The sequence below is a fragment of the Cryobacterium sp. PAMC25264 genome, from assembly GCF_019443325.1.
GTDB lineage: Bacteria > Actinomycetota > Actinomycetes > Actinomycetales > Microbacteriaceae > Cryobacterium.
The window spans coordinates 2,501,233-2,521,130 of sequence record NZ_CP080383.1 but is presented as its reverse complement, the minus strand read 5'-3'; the positions used below and the strand labels follow the sequence as shown (position 1 = coordinate 2,521,130).

Annotated in this window: 13 protein-coding genes and 1 pseudogene; 9 read left to right on the top strand and 5 right to left on the bottom strand. The window is 69.0% G+C overall.

What is annotated here, in order from left to right:
* Nucleotides 1-74: 74 nt before the first annotated feature.
* A complete protein-coding gene (locus KY500_RS11630; RefSeq protein WP_255579939.1) occupies nt 75-4,001 on the top strand; it encodes a Pls/PosA family non-ribosomal peptide synthetase in 3,927 nt (1,308 codons plus the stop codon).
* A 7-nt stretch (nt 4,002-4,008) separates the two neighbouring features.
* Nucleotides 4,009-5,343, top strand: coding sequence for a M1 family metallopeptidase (locus KY500_RS11625; protein ID WP_219900717.1), 1,335 nt, complete (start codon nt 4,009-4,011; stop codon nt 5,341-5,343).
* Nucleotides 5,344-5,719: 376 nt separating this feature from the next.
* On the opposite strand, the gene KY500_RS11620 is transcribed toward KY500_RS11625, so the two are convergent.
* On the bottom strand, nt 5,720-7,570 hold the full coding sequence (locus tag KY500_RS11620; RefSeq protein WP_219900716.1) for a S9 family peptidase: 1,851 nt from the start codon (nt 7,568-7,570) through the stop codon (nt 5,720-5,722).
* A gap of 725 nt (nt 7,571-8,295) precedes the next feature.
* Between KY500_RS11620 and KY500_RS11615 the strand changes: the two genes are divergently transcribed.
* Nucleotides 8,296-8,931 carry a TetR/AcrR family transcriptional regulator gene (locus KY500_RS11615; protein ID WP_219900715.1) on the top strand — a complete coding sequence of 212 codons (636 nt, stop codon included), beginning with the start codon at nt 8,296-8,298 and terminating at the stop codon, nt 8,929-8,931.
* A 34-nt stretch (nt 8,932-8,965) separates the two neighbouring features.
* On the opposite strand, the gene KY500_RS11610 is transcribed toward KY500_RS11615, so the two are convergent.
* Nucleotides 8,966-9,319 carry a four-helix bundle copper-binding protein gene (locus KY500_RS11610; protein WP_219900714.1) on the bottom strand — a complete coding sequence of 118 codons (354 nt, stop codon included), beginning with the start codon at nt 9,317-9,319 and terminating at the stop codon, nt 8,966-8,968.
* Between the two features lie 91 nt (nt 9,320-9,410).
* Here KY500_RS11610 and KY500_RS11605 point away from each other — a divergent pair.
* Nucleotides 9,411-9,656: pseudogene (locus KY500_RS11605) on the top strand (hypothetical protein); the annotation flags it as partial.
* 176 nt (nt 9,657-9,832) lie between these two features.
* Here the strand turns inward: KY500_RS11605 and KY500_RS11600 are convergent.
* On the bottom strand, nt 9,833-10,594 hold the full coding sequence (locus KY500_RS11600; protein ID WP_219900713.1) for a 4'-phosphopantetheinyl transferase superfamily protein: 762 nt from the start codon (nt 10,592-10,594) through the stop codon (nt 9,833-9,835).
* A 189-nt stretch (nt 10,595-10,783) separates the two neighbouring features.
* Between KY500_RS11600 and KY500_RS11595 the strand changes: the two genes are divergently transcribed.
* The 5 genes from KY500_RS11595 to KY500_RS11575 all read left to right on the top strand — a co-directional run bounded on the left by KY500_RS11595 (nt 10,784) and on the right by KY500_RS11575 (nt 18,466).
* Nucleotides 10,784-11,383, top strand: a complete 600-nt coding sequence (locus KY500_RS11595; RefSeq protein ID WP_219900712.1) for a hypothetical protein — start codon at nt 10,784-10,786, stop codon at nt 11,381-11,383.
* Between the two features lie 63 nt (nt 11,384-11,446).
* Nucleotides 11,447-12,463: a magnesium/cobalt transporter CorA gene (corA, locus tag KY500_RS11590; protein WP_219900711.1), complete on the top strand. Its 1,017-nt coding sequence runs from the start codon at nt 11,447-11,449 to the stop codon at nt 12,461-12,463.
* Nucleotides 12,464-12,562: 99 nt separating this feature from the next.
* Nucleotides 12,563-16,312, top strand: a complete 3,750-nt coding sequence (locus tag KY500_RS11585) for an AAA family ATPase (RefSeq protein ID WP_219900710.1) — start codon at nt 12,563-12,565, stop codon at nt 16,310-16,312.
* Between the two features lie 187 nt (nt 16,313-16,499).
* Nucleotides 16,500-16,667, top strand: coding sequence for a hypothetical protein (locus KY500_RS11580; protein ID WP_255579227.1), 168 nt, complete (start codon nt 16,500-16,502; stop codon nt 16,665-16,667).
* A gap of 599 nt (nt 16,668-17,266) precedes the next feature.
* Nucleotides 17,267-18,466 carry an IS110 family transposase gene (locus tag KY500_RS11575; RefSeq protein WP_219900708.1) on the top strand — a complete coding sequence of 400 codons (1,200 nt, stop codon included), beginning with the start codon at nt 17,267-17,269 and terminating at the stop codon, nt 18,464-18,466.
* 443 nt (nt 18,467-18,909) lie between these two features.
* Here KY500_RS11575 and mscL read toward each other — a convergent pair whose 3' ends face one another.
* Both mscL and KY500_RS11565 read right to left on the bottom strand, forming a co-directional pair.
* Nucleotides 18,910-19,410 carry a large conductance mechanosensitive channel protein MscL gene (mscL, locus tag KY500_RS11570; protein ID WP_255579226.1) on the bottom strand — a complete coding sequence of 167 codons (501 nt, stop codon included), beginning with the start codon at nt 19,408-19,410 and terminating at the stop codon, nt 18,910-18,912.
* 83 nt (nt 19,411-19,493) lie between these two features.
* Entirely contained in the window at nt 19,494-19,886 is a 393-nt protein-coding gene (locus tag KY500_RS11565; protein WP_219900707.1) for an FmdB family zinc ribbon protein, read from the bottom strand.
* Nucleotides 19,887-19,898 lie beyond the last annotated feature (12 nt).

Below are 19,898 nucleotides of genomic sequence, written 5' to 3'. Positions count from 1 at the left end.
TCTCGATTCCTGCCACCACTTCGGCTCCCCTCACCACGATCTCAGACTCGTACGTGCAGGCGCACGAGCAAGGCATGCTGGATGCCGGCCATCTGGTGCACCCTGAGCGCACCCTCGTCGACATCCTGCGGGCCACCGCCGAGGAACACCCCACCGCTCTCGCGCTCGAGGACGCCGCAGGTGCCCTGAGCTACCGCCGCATGCTGCGGCTGGTCAACGACCAGGCCGTGCAGCTCAGCCGCAAGGGCGTGCGCCGCGGTGACACCGTGGGCATCCGCATCCCGTCGGGCACCCGCGAGCTCTACCTGTCGATTCTGGCCACCCTCAGCGTGGGCGCCGCCTATGTGCCGGTGGACGCCGACGACCCCGAGGAACGCGCCCGACTGGTGTTCGGTGAGGCCCATGTCGTGGGGGTGATCGGGGCCGGCGGCCGCTTCGCGGTGCGTGACGGAGTCGACGCCGGTGTGCTCACCGAGCGTCCGGTGCCCGCAGGCGAGGACCCGTCGCTGGCGCACTGGGGGGAACCGATGCCGGGCCCCGACGACGACGCCTGGATCATCTTCACCTCCGGCTCCACCGGCGTGCCCAAGGGCGTCGCCGTGACGCACCGCTCCGCCGCGGCGTTCGTGGACGCCGAGGCCGGACTGTTCCTGGCCGGCGAACCGATCGCGCCGGGCGACCGGGTGCTGGCCGGCCTGTCGGTGGCGTTCGACGCCTCCTGCGAGGAGATGTGGCTGGCCTGGCGGAACGGCGCCTGCCTGGTGCCGGCCCCGCGCTCCCTCGTGCGCAGCGGCGCCGACCTCGGCCCCTGGCTGATCGCCCACGGCATCACCGTGGTCTCGACGGTACCCACCCTCGCCGCGCTCTGGCCCGAGGAGGCACTGGAATCCGTGCGCCTGGTGATCTTCGGCGGCGAGGCTTGCCCACCCGAGCTAGCCGCCCGCATCAGCGGCCGCGGCCGCGAGGTCTGGAACACCTACGGCCCGACCGAGGCCACCGTCGTGGCCTGCGGCGCCCTGCTCGACGGCAGCGACCCCGTGCGCATCGGCCTGCCGCTGGACGGCTGGAGCCTGGCCGTGGTCGACGCCGACGGCGCCCGGGTGCCCGCCGGCGCCACCGGTGAGCTGATCATCGGCGGGGTGGGCTTGGCCCGTTACCTCGACGCGACGCAGGATGGCGTGAAGTACGCCCCGCACGCCGGCCTGGGCTGGGACCGCGCCTACCGCAGCGGCGACCTGGTGCGCTTCGACCCCGCCGGGCTCGTATTCGTGGGCCGCGCCGACGACCAGATCAAACTCGGCGGGCGCCGCATCGAACTCGGTGAGATCGACGCCGCCCTGCAGGCCCTGCCCGGCGTCGCCGGCGCCGCCGCGGTGGTGCAGATCACCCCGGCCGGCAACCAGGTGCTGGTGGGGTATCTCTCGCTCGTCGACCCCGCCCCGGCCGCCCCGGCCGGCCTCGAGGCCTTCGACCTCACCGCCGCCACCGAAGCCCTGCGCGTCGCGCTGCCGGCTGCACTCGTGCCGCTGCTCACCGTGGTCGACACCATCCCCACCCGCACTTCCGGCAAGGTCGACCGGGCCGCCTTGCCCTGGCCGTTGCCCAGCCTGGCCGGTGCCGGCACCGACACGGATGCGCTCAGTCCCACCGCCGCCTGGCTCGCCGAGCACTGGGCCGCGATCCTCGGGCTGCCCGTGGCCGACGCCGACAGCGACTTCTTCGCCTACGGCGGTGGTTCGCTCTCGGCCGCCCAGTTCGTCTCGGCGATCCGAGAACGCTACCCCGACACCCGGGTCAGCGACATCTACGACCACCCCCGCATCGGCGCGCTGGCCGCCGAACTCGACGGCCGCACCCCGCCAGTGGCCCGCCGCAGCCGCGCGGTGCTCCCCACCCCGGCACGCAGCGGTCTGCTGCAGAGCCTGCTCGGCATCCCGCTGCACCTGCTCGTGGGCGCCAAATGGCTCGTCTACCTGGCCGCGGCCAACAACCTGCTCGCCGCCGCCGGCGCATCCTTCGCCCCCACCGTGTCGTGGTGGTGGATCCTCGCCGGGTTCCTCCTTCTCGTCACTCCGCTGGGCAAGATGGGCATCTCGGTGGCCGCGGCCCGGCTCCTGCTCCGGGGCGTCAAGCCGGGCGCCTACCCGCGCGGCGGATCGGTGCACCTACGGCTGTGGCTGGCCGAACAGGTGGCGCAATTCGTCGACGCCGCCAGCCTGGCCGGGGCGCCGTGGATCAGCTACTACGCCCGCCTGCTCGGCGCCCGCGTCGAACCCGGCGTTGACCTGCACTCGGTGCCGCCGGTCACCGGGATGCTCAGTATCGGCGAGCGCGCCGCGATCGAACCCGAGGTGGACCTGGCCGGGTACTGGCTCGACGGGGACACCCTGCGTCTGGGGCAGGTGAAGATCGGCGCCGAGGCCGTGATCGGCTCCCGCAGCACGCTGCTCGGCGGCGCGAAGATCGGCGCCGGCGCCGAGATCGAACCGGGCTCCGCGGTCTCCGGCAGGGTCCCGGCCGGCGAACGCTGGGCCGGCTCACCCGCCGCCCGAGTCGGCTCGGCCCGGCACGCCTGGCCGGCCGAACGCCCGCCGAGTGCCCGCCGCTGGCTGCTCGCCTATGGCGCCGGTTCGGTCGGCCTCACCGCCATCCCCACAGTCGCGGTTCTGCTCGGCGTGCTCATCGTCGGGCTGTTCGTGGGGGAGGCCGCGAGTCTCGGCGCCGCCGTGGGCCGGGCGGCCCTGGCCGTGCCCCTGGCCGTTCTGGCCGCCGGCCTGTTCTACGCCGGGGCTGTCATCGGCGCGGTGCGGCTGCTCGGGCTGGGCCTGTCAGAGGGGCACCATCCGGTGCGCAGCCGCGTGGGCTGGCAAGTCTGGATGACCGAACGCCTGCTCGACGGCGCTCGCACCCTGCTCTTCCCGGTCTACGCGAGCCTGCTCACCCCGGTGTGGCTGCGGCTGCTCGGCGCCAAGGTCGGCCCCGGCGTCGAGGCCTCCACAGTGCTGCTCGTGCCCGCGCTCACCACCATCGCGCCGGGCGCGTTCCTCGCCGACGACACCATGGTCGCCTGCTACGAGCTCGGCGGCGGCTGGATGCGCATCGACCGGGCCAAGATCGGCCGCCGGGCCTTCCTGGGCAACAGTGGCATCGCCGGCCCCGGCCGCACCGTGCCGCGGGATGGTCTCGTGGCCGTGCTCTCCTCCACCCCGCGGAAGGCCAAGCGCGGGTCGTCCTGGCTGGGCAACCCGCCGGCGCGGCTGCGCCGCCGGGTGACCGACATCGACGAAGCCCGAACCTTCCACCCACCGGCGCGGCTGCGCCTGGCCCGGTCGCTCTGGGAACTGCTCCGCCTGGTGCCGGTGTTCGTGTCCGCGTGGATCGCCCTCGGCGTCCTGGCCGTGCTCGAGGCGCTGTGGCTCGCGGCCGGCCCCGGCTGGGCGCTCCTGCTCTCCGGGTTCGTACTCATCGGTGCGGGCGTGGTCGCAGCGGCGGTCACAACGGCCGCCAAATGGCTGCTGGTGGGCCGCATCCGCGCCACCGAGCATCCGCTCTGGTCGTCGTTCATCTGGCGCAACGAGGTGTCCGACACCTTTGTGGAGATGGTGGCCCGGCCCTGGTTTGCGCAGAACGCGTCGGGCACCCCGGCCCTGGCGCTGTGGCTGCGCTCGCTCGGCGCCCGGATCGGCCGGGGCGTGTGGTGCGAATCGTATTGGCTGCCAGAGGCGGACCTGGTCACCCTCGCCGCCGGCAGCAGCATCAACCGCGGCTGCGTGGTGCAGACCCACCTGTTTCACGATCGGATCATGCAACTGGACACCGTGCACATCGGCTCCGGCGGCACCCTGGGGCCCAACAGCGTGATCCTGCCTGCGGCGCGGATCGACGACCATGCCACGGTAGGGCCCGGCTCCCTGGTGATGCGCGGCGAGCGGGTGCCCACCGACTCGCTCTGGGCCGGCAACCCGATTGCGCCGTGGCACCGTCCGCCATGGAAGACTTGACCCCGTTATGTTGTCTCCCACGCCTCCCATTGTCGGCTCCACGTCCGCGGGCGACCCCTACCTGCCGGCGAGCGGGAACGGTGGCTACCAGGTCGAGCACTACGACCTGGTGCTCGACTACCGGGTCTCTTCCAATCGTCTGACCGCCACCGCCACGATCACCGCGCGCGCCCTCACCCGGCTCGACCGGTTCAGCCTCGACCTGGCCGGTCTCAGCGTCGACAAGGTCACCGTGGCCGGGCGGATGCCCACCAAGACCACGCACACCGCGCGCAAGCTGGTGCTGACCCCGGCCGTGCCGCTACAGCCGGGCGAGAGGTTCGACGTGGTCGTGGTCTACCGCGGGGCGCCGCACCCGGTGCGCAGCCACTGGGGCGAGCTGGGCTGGGAGGAACTCACCGACGGCGTGCTCGTCGCCGGGCAGCCGAGCGGCGCACCGTCGTGGTTCCCCTGCAACGACCACCCCAGCGACAAAGCCACCTTCCGCATCCAGCTCAGCTGCGAGGCGCCGTACACGGTCGTGAGCAACGGGCCGCTCGTGGCAAAGAGCAGCCGGTCCGGCCGCACCACCTGGACCTTCGAGGTGCGCGAGCCCATGGCCGCGTATCTGGCCAGCGTGCAGATCGGCCGGTACCGCCGGCAGGACGTGACCGCCACCCCGGTGGCGTACAGCCTGTTCTACCCGCCCGCACTGGCCCGGCCGGTGTCGGTGGACTTCACCCGGCTGGGAGATATGATCTCCGTGTTCGGTGAGGCGTTCGGCCCCTACCCGTTCCCGGCGTTCTCGGTCATCGTCACGGCCGACGAGTTGGAGATTCCGCTCGAGGCGCACGGTCTGGCTGTGTTCGGCCGTAACCACGTGGACGGCCTGCACGGCAGCGACCGGCTCATCGCTCACGAGCTGGCGCATCAGTGGTTCGGCAACAGCCTCACCCTCACCCGGTGGGCCGATATCTGGCTGCACGAGGGCTTCGCCTGCTACGCCGAATGGATCTGGGCCGAGGCCAGTGGGGGACCCACCGCGCACGAGAGCGCCCTGCTGCACCGGGCCGAGGTAGACCTGCTGCCGAAGAACATCGTGGTCGGCGACCCCGGCCCTCAAGACATGTTCGACGACCGGGTCTACAAGCGCGGCGCCCTGGCCCTGCACGCCGTGCGGCAGGCCATCGGCGACGAGGCCTTCTTCACGGCGCTCCGTGCGTACACCCGCACCCACCGGCACGGCAGCGTCACCACCGACGACCTGCTCGGCTGCTTCGACGTCGCCTCCGGCACCCGTGTCGCCGACAAGATCATCGCCCGCTGGGTGTCGGGCAAGAGCCTGCCGCCGCTGGCCGCCTGACCTGCCCTCTAACGGGCGAACGCACGACTGAGTTGTTGCTAAGCGCCTCTTCGGATGCGCCAAGAAGATGATTTAACGGCAACTCGGCGCGCAGTGCCTCGTGTGACAGACTCCGGTCGGCCGCACTCCTACGCTTCCTGAGATGAGTTGCCACTTTGCGCCCCCACACACTCGCTGAGTGGGCCTCAACCGGCAAGTCACCACAAGGACGGCGGGCGACTTGCCAGTTCGCACCCTCTCCCGGGCTTCCAAGGGGCTTGAAGTGGCAAGTCAGATAGCTCGGCACCCTCATCGGGGGCGCTTCGCGGCAACGCAAGAACGTGTTCTCTTGAGCTGCCGCGACAGCACCCGTCGGCGGGCCTGAAGCCCGGCCGAACTAGCTGACGACGGTGAGCGTGTTCGTCACCGAGATGACGGTCACCACCGCGGCCATGATGAAACCGCCGATGTACGGATTGTTGGTGGCGCGGAAGATCTTGCGGGTGATGACCGCCGAGGCTGCCAGGATCACGATGACCGGGAACAGCCAGATGCTGAAGATTCCGCCGAACCCGGGGATCAGATCGCCGGTCACGAAGAAGGTCCAGTACTGCGCGATGACCAGCACCAGCGGGGCAAGGGAATTGAATAGGGCGAGGATCGCGGTATTCACCCACTCCTTCTCGCGGATCGTGAACCGGTTGAAGCTGTTGATCGCGACAGAGTTGGCGACGTAGTAGACGAGGAACAGCGGCAGGTAGAGGAACGCAATCCCCACCTTGTCGGGGGTGAACGCCTTCACCGCGAGCACCCAGAACCGGAAATCGGTCTTGAAGAAGTAGTCGACGACGAACACGATCCCGAAGGCCGCCACCACAACCACAGCGGACAATCCCAGTCCATGCAGGAACGGCTTCCAGCCGGGGAACACGCCGACCTCCCGCAGGTTCTGGCCGTTCTTCCGGCCGAACAGCAGGTAGGACACGACCATGACGACGATGCTGAAGACACCGTTGACCGCCGCCCAGAGCCCGATGAAGAACGGCGCTCCCTGGGGAATCCAGGTGGGGGCGGCGTTGAACACGATCGGGGTGAGGGCCGCCGACTGGCTCAGGGCCACATAACTCCAGCCCGAGAACAGGGCGGACACCACGAGGGCACCCCAGAACCAGTACAAGCCCTTTCGGCTGCTCGGTGCGAGCTGGAACGGTTCGGTGCGGCGAAGTCCGGCGAAGGCGCGGGTGACGAGCAGCGCCTTGGTGAAGGCGACCAGGAACATCCCGAAACCGATCAGGCCCAGCGCGTTGAAGAACGCCTTGAGCTGCCAGGTCTGCGATCCGGCCGGGATGGGGTCCGGGGCGCCGAAAGCCTCCTGGAAGAAGTCGATGGTGTACTCGGTGGTCTGCTTCGAGAAGGGTCCCCACGGGTGGGTCTGGGCGGGCGTGTAGACCACGCGGAGGGCGTCCGTGCCGTCGATGGTCTCGGTGTACAGCTCGTCGGCCGTGCGCACGTCGGAGTCATCCGTCGTGCCGAAGTGTAGGAAGGACTGGGCATTCGGAGTTCCGATGAACTCGCGGGGCGGGGTGAGCTGCTGGCCGTTGGCGTCATAGCTGCGGAAGAAGAACTCGTCATACTGGTCGGCGACGAGCCCGACGTCACGCGAGCCGTAGTTGTTGACATACTTCGCCGGGTCGGTCAGATCGCTGTAGAAGGCTTCGTTGTCGACCAGGAGCACTGCCGAGATCAGCGGCTTCTCGGCCTCGTTGTCGGCGACGACGGCGTAGTTCGCCGCCCGCGCGCCGTTGGAGTGGCCGGAGACGCCGATCTTGTCGGGGTCGATGTAGGGCAGCTGCGCGACAAGCTTCACGGCGTCGTACATGCCGGTGCCATTCTCGGATTCCATGCCGAGCGGAAGAGGGCCGGAGTTGCCGTGACCGTACATGTCGATGGACACCACGACATAGCCCCGCTTGGCCAGCTCAACGTAGTTGGCGTCCTGCATCTCCCGGGAGTTCCACCACCCGTGGCTGACGATCACGACGGGGGCCTTGTTTTCGGGGGTCGCCGATGCGGGCTTGTACAGCAGGGCGCTCAGTTCGCGCCCGGAGCTGGTCTCCCAGCGCATGTCCGTGACGGCGACGGTTGCCCCGTTGCTCTGAACGAAGGAGGCGCCAACCGCCGAGATCAGGCAGAGGGCGAGCGAGAGGATCAGCCAGAAGCTGTTCCTTCGAAGGAATGGGGTGGGCATGGTGCTGTGCTCCTAGAATTTCGGGTTGGTGAGAGGAGAGACGAGGGGGTCGACGGCACGCAGAAGAGGCGGCTGCCGGATCGTGCCGGCGGGAGGTCGTTCGTGCCGAAGACGACACGGGCGAATGGCCGGGATGCGCACCTGCCGCTGGTCGTGGGAGCGGCAGGTGGCTGCTGGGCGCGGCTGTGATTCTGAGGGTGAGCCGGCTATCGAACGGTGTCGAGCGGTGCGCTGCCTGACCGGCGGCAGTACGGCGGTTGGTTCCGCGGTTGTGGGATGGTGTCCATGCGATCTCCTTTGATCATTCGTTTCTGGCTTCCGTCACGGGTTTGCGGGTCGGGCTGCGGGGCAGCCCGAGCCGAACCCGGACCCTGCATCGGTCGTCGCGACACCGGCTGTCGCACCCGTCCGGCGGATCGCGCCCGGGTGCGGTGGCGGCCCGGATTGCCACACATCCGAGACGGATTCTTCCTACAGCGCACGGTCGACAGCCGGGCTGATCTGTCGATGTTAGCGGCCCAACCGGGCCGGGCAACAGGCTTCACCCTGCACGATTGTGCGGGTCTGGCGAGCCGTCGGCGGCAAGGGACCGATCATCCGTCGGGTTGCGCCCAGAATGTCTGCACGAATGTGCATGCCACCGACACGCACGCTCGGATTCCACTTGCGAGTGGTCGCTAAGCGAAGGGGGAGGCGCGGTCAGGCGGGGCGACTACATTGGGCGTGTGAGTGAAGAGCGCGTTCCCGCCGGCGAGAGACGACGGCAGGCGATCGCCGCGGCGATCCCGCTGTTCGCCTTCTCGGGGTATGTCGGTACCCCGGTCAGTCGGGTATCAGGGGAGCTGGGCATCTCTCAGCCGTACCTCTTCCAACTCTTTCCCACCAAGCAAGCGCTGTTCCTGGCGTGCATCGACTCCTGTCAGGATCAGCTTGAGCAGTCGGCCACCGACTGCGCCGATCGTGAGCGGAGGGCCGGCCGTGTGGTCACACTCGACGCCCTGGGCCGGGAGTATGCCGAGCTCATCCGGGACGATGTCGTGCTGATGTTCCAGCTGCAGGCGTGGGCCGCCGCGCGGAACTGTGTGGAGATCGAAACGCTGTGCCGAACGCGTCTGAGCGGGATGATTCAGCTCGTCACCGCGCTCACTGGCGCGCCCCAGCGAGACATCGATCTGTTCTTCGCTCGTGGGGCCCTGCGGATCGTGCGGTCCGCGCTGCGGATGCCGATGCCGGATACGTTGGGCTTGGATGAGGTAGGTCTGTTCGATCACCCGCCCCGGACCGATCAGCACATCCCGGCCGCCAAGACCGAGCGCGTCGCTGACCCGCTCTTCCTGTCCGCGCCGGCCGAGACCGAGTAGCGGCCCCAGGCCCCGACCCACCGAGTCCGGTGCGCTACACGGCGTCGGGCTCGAAAACCTTCAGAAGCGCCGTGCAGGCCTCGATAGCGCGGTGGGCGGCGGGAACACACGAAATCCAGTGCGGACGGCCCGGCAGCATCCGTTCACAGGCCGCGATCGAAACGGATGCGGCCGCACGGCAGGCCAGCAGCATTGCTTGCGTCGTGGGCCCGTCGGTGCGTGAGCGCCACCCGAGCAGCCGGTTGGTCGCCGCGCAGACTTCCACGCAGTCCAGGTCGGCCAGGAAACAGTCCGTGACGTCGCCGTCACCGTCCAGCCGTAGGCACGCCTCCGCGCAATCCTCGCTCGCCCGCTCCAGCTCGGTGCAGGCGTCGATGCAATCCTGCACTTCAGCGGCGGGGCTACGGTGAACCGGTTGGCGTCCATCACCTCACGCTAAGCCCGAGGACCGAGACGGTGCTAGCCCTGCGCCGAATCGGCTGTCGCCCGAACGCATTGTGCAAGAGACCAGCCGCAGCATCTGGAGCACCCTGCGGGCCAACGTGCTCACCCTGTTCAACGGCATCCTCCTGGTCTGCTTCCCCGTTCTGCTCGCGATCGGGCGATGGCAGGATGCGTTGTTCGGCTTCAGCGCCATCGAGAATGCGGTCATCGGCACGGTGCAGGAGTACCGCGCGAAACTGGCGTTGGACCGGCTGGCGCTCCTCAACGCGCCGAACGCCCGCCGATGTACATCACGACCATGGCCCAGGTCACCCAGCCGGGGCGCCGCGGGTGCTCGTGACCCGTCATAGCCGGTTCCTCCTCACTGGGGGACGGCCCGGCTTCGCCCCGCCGAACCGACAGAGCAGAGCGAACTGTTGGTGCGCCCAAAATACCTACGCCGAGGCCGTCCGCGCAATCACCGCGGCGGGGGCACCGTGACCATGAGGACGGAAGGGCGCTCGCCGCAGACGACGGCGACGGTGGCCACGGTGCCCCGCGGGGCGGCCACGGGCCAGAGCTGCACGTCGGTGTCGGGGAACGGGGCGCGGGGCCAGGACACGGTCCGACGATCGGACGGCCGCGGCGAGGGGCCATCGGGCCGGCCGGCCGGCTCGAGGGTGACCGTGAGCTCACGCGGGTCGACCCGGAGGCCCAACCCGGCCGCCTTGAGCACGGCCTCCTTCGTGGTCCAGATGTTCGCCAGCGCCGCCTCCGCCGCGGCGGCGGGACGCAGCGTGGCGAGCGTCGCTGCTTCTGCGGGGGAGAGCGCCACGTCATGAAGGGGAGCGCGGGCGAGGTCGGCGAGCGACTCCAGGTCGATGCCCACCGGGCCGGCCGCGGTGACCGCCAAGGCCAGCCGCCCACCCGCCCGGGCCAGGCTCACCCGTGGCACGACGGCGGGGAAGCCGGGGATTCTCACCCGCAGCGGGCCGTGGTCGCTCGCGCCGCAGTGAGGGCATCGTCGGGTGAGGACGACGGATGCGGCGGCCGCGCCGGTCAACCGGGCCACCATGCCGGCGAGCAGGGCATGATCGCCCGCCCTGGTCTCCGCCCGGTCACCCACCGCCACGGCCACGGTGCGCGACAGATCGATCGCCGATGCGCCGCTGCCCGGCAGAGCACTGCCCGGTGAACCGGTCGCCGGCGGGCCGTTCACGGGGGTAGGAGCATCTGACACGCCCTCACCCTAACGCCGCCGGCATCCGTCAAGGTCGATGCCCGAACCTGTCGACCCGCATGGCCCTTGTTCGGGGGCCGTGCCGGTGCAAGAATCAACGGGACCAGCCCTTCTGGATGAACACCGGCGTGCGGGGCTGTCGAGGCGGCAGGCGCGGTGGGTGAGGTTTCAGTGAAGAGATTCGAAGGTTTGGCTAGGCCATCCACCCTCGCGGCCGGAGTGGTCTTCCTGGTCGGCGGCATCCTCGACCTGGTCTTACGCCTCACCGGCGAGGCGGCCAGCGAGCTCGTGCAGACCCCCCTCTACGCCGTACGCTCCATCGCCCTGCTCGGCGGGGCGCTGCTCCTGATCCTGTCGTTGGTGTCGATCTACGAGCGCCACGCTAAGCAGATCGGGCCGTTCGGGTTCTCCGCGGCGATCGTGGCCGGCACCGGCACCATCCTGATCAGCGGCCAGTTCTGGGCCGAGGCGTTCCTCTATCCCACGCTGGGCCGCATCGCCCCCGGCCTGCTCGACGGTACCGCCCGTGCCGGCTCCTACGCGTTCGGGCTGCTGCTCACCGCCGCGGTGTTCGGGGTCGGCTGGCTGTTGCTCGGCACCGCGATCCTGCGCGCACGGGTCTACCGGGTGCTTCCCGCCGTCGTGATCCTGGCCGGCGGGGCGGTTTCGCTGCTCCCCGGCAACGCGCTGGGCCAGACCGTGCTCGGCGCCGGCCTGGTGTTGCTCTCCTTCAGCCCCACCTATCGCAAGCACGAGGGGCCCCAGCGGCAGGCCAGCCCGGCGCGCTGACACTCGGCTGTGCGGCGCGCCCCTCCGCGGGTGGCACACTTGTACGGCGAGTGAGGAGCAGCAGTGGCGCTGATTGATGACGCAATCTATGTGGATGGCCGTCGGGTGGCAACCCCGGAAACGTTGCAGGACGTTTTCGAGGTGCTCAAAGGGAAGGACGGCTTCGCCTGGATCGGCCTGTACCGGCCGACCGACGACGAGGTCAGGTCGGTCGCTGACGAGTTCACGCTGCACCACCTCGCGATCGAGGACGCCCTCAAGGGCCACCAGCGCGCGAAGATCGAACGCTACTCCGACACCCTGTTCCTTGTGCTCCGCCCGGCACGCTACCTCGACACCGAAGAGCGCGTGGAGTTCGGCGAACTGCACGTGTTCGTGGGCCCCGACTTCGTCGTGACCATCCGGCACGCCGAGTCGCCCGACCTCGCCTCGGTGCGGCACCGGCTGGAAAGCACCCCCAAGCTCCTCGCCTTCGGCCCCCAGGCGGTGCTGTACGCGATCCTCGACCAGGTGATCGACGAGTACGCGCCCGTCGTGGCCGGCCTGGAGAACGACATCGACGAAATCGAGGACCAGCTCTTCGACGGCGACCAGGCCGTGTCCCGGCGCATCTACGCGCTCTCCCGAGAGGTCATCGAGTTCCAGCGCGCCACCCAGCCGCTGATCGGCATGCTCGAATCGCTCCAGGAGGGCTTCGAGAAGCACAACGTGGACGTGGAGTTGCACCGGCACCTGCGGGATGTGCTCGACCACACCATCCGGGTCGTCGAACGGGGGGATGCGTTCCGGCAGCTGCTGCAGAACGCGCTCACGGTGCACAGCACCCTCGTCGCCCAACGGCAGAACGACGAAACCCGTCGGCTCTCCGAAACGGGCCTGGCGCAAAGCGAAGAGGTGAAGAAAATCTCCAGTTGGGCGGCGATTTTGTTCGCCCCCACCCTCGTCGGCACCATCTACGGCATGAATTTCACCCATATGCCGGAGCTAAAATGGCAGTTCGGCTATCCGTTCGCGATCACCTTGATGGTCGCAATGGGGTTCGGGCTCTACGCCGTCTTCAAGCGCAAAGACTGGCTGTAGTCACCATATTGTGCTCAATCGCCCCCAGAATCCTGCGAATGCGGTAAATAACCGGGTGGCCTAACCGAGATCCGACCGGCGGAGAAATAGGGTGTGGGTGTGTGGCGCCTCGATAGAAAACCAGAAGATGACGATTTCACATCGGATTACCCCGATGTGTCCTCGCCCGGCTCGCGTCAAGCGACCTCCCCGGACTCGGTGAGCCTGGGGGACCCCTCGCTGGTCGCCGGGAACATCGCCGAACCGACCTGGCAACGCTGGCGGGACGAACTTGCCCTGGTCGGCGGGCACTCCCCGCTGCTGCACTTCGGTGACAGCCCCCGCTCCCGCATCGAACTCTCCGCCACCCACCCGGGCGGGCTGCCCCAGTTCATCACGGGCAAGACCACCCTGCTCTCCAACCTGATCCGCGACGAACTGGCCCTCCGCAACGCCCGCCTGGCCGCGAACGAGATCACCCAGAAGGGCATCGAACTGCGCTCCATGCGCGGCATCGAGTCGGTGCACCTGGCCATCGGCCTGGCCCAGTGGCGTCACGGCGACGTGGAGTTCACCGCGCCGGTGCTGCTACGACCCCTCGCCATCCGCCGCTACGGCCGTGACTTCGAGCTCAAGCTCAAGGGCCAGCCGTTCCTCAACCCCGAACTGGCCCGCGCGCTGCATGACCAGTTCCAGATCACCCTCGACGCGGACGCGTTCGTCGCTCTCGCCGTGACCAACGGGGCGTTCAAGCCGCAGCCCGTGATCGACCGGCTGCGCGGCCTCACCTCGCACCTGCCCTGGTTCAACGTGGTGCCCCGGCTGGTCGCGTCCTCCTTCGCCGACGTCGGCCGCGCCATGGCCGTCGACGCGCAGAAGCTCACGCATCCGGTGCTCGACGCCGTCGCCGGCAACCCCACCGCCCGTCGCGCCATCGAGATGGCGTACAACCCGGTGCTGCCGATCGGCCAGGACGTGCGCCCGCCCGGCACCGACACTCTGCTGCTGGATGCCGACGCCGAGCAGGAGAACGTCGTCGCGCAGATCAGCGCCGGCAACTCCCTCGTCGTGAAGACGCTGCCCGGCACGGGCGGCACCCAGACCATCGTGAACGCGATCGGTTCGCTCATCGCCCAGCACAAGCGTGTGCTCGTCGTCAGCGCCCGACGCTCCAGCCTCGACGGCATCGCGCACCGGCTCGTGCAGGTGGGCCTGCCCGGCGTGGCCGTCACGCCCCGCACCCTCCGCCGCGACCTGATCCAGTCGATCACCCGCAACGAGAAGGCCGCCCAGCCGCGCGTCGGCGACGTCGACGACGCCCTCGTGCGCCTGCGCAAGGTGCTGCTCGACTACCGCTCCGCCCTCACCCGCAAGGACGCCGCCCTCGGCGTCTCGGTGCTCGACGCGCTCGGCGAACTCGCCCGGCTCGCCCAGCTGCCGGCGCCGCCGTCGACCACCGCCCGGCTCGACCGGGTGGCCCTCGAGCGCCTCGCCCACGACCGGGCCAGTGCCGCTGCGATACTGATCAAGGCCGCCGTCCTCGGCCAATTCCGCTACGGCCCGGGCGACTCGCCCTGGTATGGCGCCTCCTTCGCCTCCACTGCGGATGCCGGTGCGTCGCACGACCTCGCCAAGCGGCTCAGCCAGACCGACGTTCCCCGGCTGCTCGAGCGCGCCGGTCACCTGGTCGGCCAGACCCGGCTGCGCCCGTTCGAGACGGTGCACGAGCTGGGCATCTACCTGCGCCTGCTCCTGGACATCCGCGAGACCCTGGACAAGTTCCAGCCCGCCGTGTTCGACCGGTCGCTGACCGAACTCATCGCCGCTACCTCGGCCCGCCGGGACTCGCCCGAGATGACCTCGAGCAACCGTCGCCGGCTGCGCAAACTCGCCGACGAGTACCTGCGGCCCGGCGTGCACGTGAGCGACATGAACGAGAGCCTGCGCCGCATCCAGCAGCAGCGCACCCTGTGGCAGCGCTACGCGGCCGCGGGCGTCACTCCCGAGGTGCCGGTGGGTATCAACGATGTGCACGTGGCGTTCCAGCGGGTCTCCGAAGACCTCGGCAAGCTCGATGTGCCGCTCGGCAACGCCGGCACCCCGCGCCAGCTGGTCTCCCGGCCGGTGAAGGAGCTGTTGCGCACTCTCGTCGGCCTCGCCGCCGAGAGCGAGGTGCTCGCGAACCTGCACGAGCGCACGGCCCTGCTCGCCACCCTGCGCGAGCACAACCTCGACCCGCTGATGACCGATCTGTCCCAGCGGCACGTGTCGGAGGAGAACGTGGCGGCCGAGCTCGAACTCGCCTGGTGGCAGTCGGTGCTCGAGGTCATGCTCAGCGGCGAACGGGCCCTGCTCAACGCCAACACCCAGGTGCTCGACCGGCTCGAAGCCGACTTCAAGCTCGTCGACGAGGCTCACGCCTCCACGACTGGACAGATCCTGGCGTGGCTGCTCGCCGAGACCTGGAAGATCGGCGTGGTCGACTGGCCCGATGAGGCCGACCAGCTGCGCCGGCTGCTGCGCGCCGACCGCGCCACCCCCGGCCGCATCAACGAGGTCGCCCCGCACCTGGGCCGTGTGCTCGCACCGGTCTGGCTCGCCTCGCCGTACGAGGTCGCCGGGCTCGACGACAAGATGACCTTCGACGCTGTGCTCCTCGTTGACGCCGGCGCCACCACCCTCGCTGAGAACGTCGGCGCGATCCGCCGTGCCAAGCAGGTCGTCGCCTTCGGTGACCCGGTCACCCAGACGCCGTCGGGCTTCGAGACCGGCATCGTGGAACCGGCCGACGTGCCCCGCCCGCAGGAGACCAACGTTGACGCGCTGCACGCCGACTCGGCGCTGGCCCGGCTGGGCGAATTGCTGCCCACTCTCACCCTCACCCGCAGCTACCGGGCCGGTGGGGAGGACCTCGCCGAGCTGGTCAACCACCGGTTCTACGGCGGCCGCATCGACTCGCTGCCCTGGGCAGGGAGCTACCTCGGTCACGGCAGCCTCACCCTCAACTACGTCAAGGGCGGCCACGGCATGCCCGACGTCGACAGTGGCGCCGTCGAAAGCGTCGACGCCGAGGTGTCCAAGGTCGTCGACCTGGTCATGGACCACGCCGTCAAGCGCCCCCGCGAATCCCTCATGGTGATCACCGCCAGCGCCCGGCACGCCGTGCGCGTGCACCAGGCCGTGCTCGCCGCGTTCGCCAAGCGCACCGACCTCAGCGACTTCATTCTCAAGGACCGCGCCGAACCGTTCACGGTGCTCACCCTCGAGCAGGCCGTGGCGCAGAGCCGTGACCGGGTCATCTTCTCCATCGGCTACGGCCGCACCCCGCACGGGCGGCTGCTGAGCAACTTCGGTTCGCTCGGCGAACCCGGCGGTGAACGCCTGCTCGCGATCGGCATGACCCGTGCCCGCCGCGCCATGGACATCGTCTCCTGCTTCCGCCCCATCGACATCGACGCCGACCGCCAGCGGCACGGCATCCTGGCCCTGTCACAGGTGCTCACCGAGACCGAGGCGCGCCGCAACGAGGTGCCCGTGCCGGATGCGCGCGAAGCCATGCTGGTCGACCTCGCCCGACGTCTGGAACGCCAGGGCCTCACCGTCTCGCTCGGGCACCGTGGCAAGGTCGCGCTGGCCGCTTCACACGCCGGACGTGCCGTGGTCGTGGAGACCGACGCCGTGGTCAACCGCGCCAGCCTGCGCGAGTCGCTCAGGCTGCGCCCCGAGGTACTGCGCCGCCTCGGCTGGCACTACCTGCGCGTGCACAGCTTCGAACTGTTCAGCAACCCGGATGCCGTCGCCGCGCGCGTCGCGGCCCTCGCGGGGGTCACGCCGACCGAGGGGTCTGGCGGTCCGGCTCACCGTGCCTGACCCGGCGGTTGCGCCTGAGGGTGCCGCGGTGCCCGACGGTGCTGCTCCGTCCGAGGTCGACGCGGAGCCCGATGGTACCGCGGTGCCTGAGGATAGGCCTGTTTCCGATAAGGGACCCATCCGAGGCACCGCCGCACGGCCCGCGGCATCGGCCGGCGCATCCGGGTCAGTGGAACCGCGCCAGTCGGTGGTCCGTTCGGCAGGTGCTCGCCGCGCACGCCTGACTCCCGCACCGAACACCGACACCAGCCCGGAGCCGCCCTCCCGCGAAGAAGGCGGCCAGACCTCCGGCGACGGCTCCTCGACCAGCGCGAACGACGCCCGGCTGCGTCAGGACAAGCCTCCGCACTGGTAGCAGAATTCTGAGTTGCCATCTGAGGCCCTCTGGGGCGCTCGCACTGGGCACGAAGTGGCAAGTCACCTCACGCCCGTCGAGTGAGTTGCCAGTTGTGGCCCTCTGGGGCGCTCGCACTGGGCACGATGTGGCGAGTCACCTCACGCCCGTCGAGTGAGTTGCCAGTTGTGGCCCTCTGGGGCGCTCGCACTGGAAACGATGTGGCGAGTCACCTCACGCCCGTCGAGTGAGTTGCCACTTGTGGCCCTCTGGGGCGCTCGCACTGGGCGCCAACTGGCAAGTCAGCCTGCCGTGAGTGCTTCTCCGAGGGGCGCAGAGGGGTGCCGATGGCGGCTGGATGCCTCATGCTGGCCCCCCCCGTTACTTTCTTCGTAGCCCTTGATCGTGTAGTTATGTGAGGGTGTTGGCCTGTCAGGCCCGGCATGGTTCTTGCCCCCAGTCGCCCATGATCCGGGGGGTGTTGTCACCGGGCCTGACTGGTATCAGGTGATCGCTGATAGGGGCTGGACCGGGACATGTCCCAGGCCGTTCGTAACGTGGATGCCGAGACTTGATGCCGCGATTCAGGCCAACTTTGTCGAACCTGAGACGGAGGATTCATGATCGAGAACTACGACAGCGTCGACGTCTTCATCGGCGTGGACGTCGGCAAGGGAGAACACCACGCGGTCGCCCTCAACCGGGCCGGCAAGCAACTCTTCGACAAGGCTTTACCCAACGATGAGGCGAAGCTGCGCGAGCTGATCGGGCAGCTGAAACGACACGGCCAAGTCTTGTTCGTCGTTGATCAGCCGGCGACTATTGGTGCCTTACCGATCGCCGTGGCCCAGGCCGAAGGCGTGCTCGTGGGCTACCTGCCCGGTCTGGCAATGCGCCGCATCGCGGACCTGCACGCCGGTGAAGCCAAGACCGATGCCCGCGACGCGGCAATCATCGCCCAAGCCGCGAGGAGCCTCCCGCACGCCCTGCGGTCGCTACAGCTGGCTGATGAGCAGGTTGCTGAGCTCTCGATGCTCTGCGGCTTCGACGACGACGTTGTCGGCCAGATCACCGCCACGAGTAACCGCATCCGGGGCCTCCTCACCCAGATCCACCCCGCGTTGGAGCGTGTTCTCGGCCCGCACTTGGACCATCCCGCGGTGTTGGACTTGCTGCAGCGCTACCCCACGCCAGCTGCGATGAAAGCGGCCGGCACGACCCGCCTTGGCAACCGGCTCGTGAAGCTGGCACCACGCATGGGCCGCCGCCTCGCAGACGAAATCACCCGGGCCCTGAGCGAGCAGACCGTCGTGGTCACTGGCACGAATGCCAGCAGCATTGTGCTCCCCAGACTCGCCGAACAACTCGCAGCACTCCGCCGGCAACGGGACGAGATCGCGGTCGAAGTAGAACGGCTCGTGGAGGCTCACCCTCTTCACCCCGTCCTGATCAGCATGCCCGGAGTCGGGATCAGGACCGCCGCCAGACTCCTCACCGAAGTCTCGGGCAAGGACTTCGCCACCGCCGGCCACCTCGCCGCCTACGCCGGCCTCGCACCGGTCACCCGCCGCTCCGGCAGCTCCATCCGCGGCGAGCACCCCTCCCGACGCGGGAACAAGATCCTGAAACGAGCCCTGTTCCTCTCCGCCTTCGCCGCGCTCCGCGACCCGCTCTCACGCGCCTACTACGACCGCAAAATCGCCCAAGGCAAACGCCACAACCAAGCCCTCATCGCCCTCGCTCGCCGACGCTGCGACGTTCTCTACGCCATGCTCCGCGACGGCACCCTCTACCAAGCCGACCATCAGCTCGCCGCTTGACAAGAACATAGGGGCACCCCCCCCATCCCGAGATGCAGCCAAGCACTCCTTCCGGCTCCGTGAGCGGGCGACATGGCGCAAGTCGGCGGGCGGTCAGTCGGTGAGATTCAGCGCAGAGCCCCGTGCGGCGCCGTGAAGGGACAGCATGTCTCAAGCCAGCTCGGGCCACGTCGGCGGTAGACGACCCGCGAGATGCAACGAAGCACCCTTTCCGGCGCCGCGAGGGGTCGTATGCCGCAAGTCAACGCCGCGGGGGTCTGTGCGTCTACGCGGCGGATGCAGAGGATGCAGAGGATGCAGAGGATGCAGCGGATGCAGCGGATGCGGCGGATGCAGCGGATGCAGAGGATGCAGAGGATGCAGCGGATGCAGAGGATGCAGAGGATGCAGTGAGGGGTGCTCCCTGGCGCTGCTGCGGGTGCGTCGGGGGAGAAGTGGTGAGGCTAGAGTGTGTGCTTGGCGCCTTCGGGCCCACTGGGAGAGGTGCCTGCGGTGTACGGCGCGGGGACATCCGTGGCGGCGGAGGGCGTAACGGCACCGTTCTGGGCGGCGAGCAGGTCGCGGATCTCGGTGAGCAGATCGAGATCGGTGATCGGGTTCTTCTTCGGGTCCAGCGGCACGCCGGCCTGACGGCGACGGGCCTGGTGTTCCTTGAGCGTGTTGAGCGGCATCACGAAGGCGAAGTAGACGACCGCGGCCACGAGGAGGAACTGGATCAGCGCGGCCAGGACGAGTCCGAACGAGATGGTGCTGGCGCCCAGCGTCACGTTCATGGAGTCGTTGAGCGACTCGGCGTTGAAGATCGCGCCGATCAGCGGGTTGAAGATGCCGTCGACGATGGCCTTGACGACCCCGGTGAAGGCTGCCCCGATGACGACGGCGACGGCGAGCTCGATGACGTTGCCCCGCATGATGAATTCTTTGAAGCCGTTGATCATGCCCATTCGATTACTCCTTTGTTGTACTGCGGTGCATTGTGCTGCGGTGCGCGTGCGTGGCCGTGCTGATGTGCAGGTGCCTGACCGGGTCAGGACGACTTCGGCGCCGGTGTCGGCGACGAGCTGGAGGAAGACGACGTAGAGGAAGACGACGAAGAGGACCCGCCTGACGACGCCCCGCTCGACGACGTCGATGCGGCGGTGCCGGACTTCTCGGCCGGCTTCGCAGCCGGGGCCGAGTCGGACTTGCTGTCGGACTTGCCCGCGCTCTTTTCCGCGGACAGCGATGACTTGCCGCTCGACTCGGCGCGCGAGTCGTTGCGGTAGAAGCCCGAGCCGGTGAAGCTCACCCCGATCGACGAGTAGACCTTGCGCAGCTTGCCTCCGCAGGTGGGGCACTCGGTGAGGGTGTTGTCGGTGAACGCCTGCTGGATATCGAAGGCGGTGTCACACTCGGTGCAACGGTAGGAATAGGTAGGCACTGCGTCTTTTCG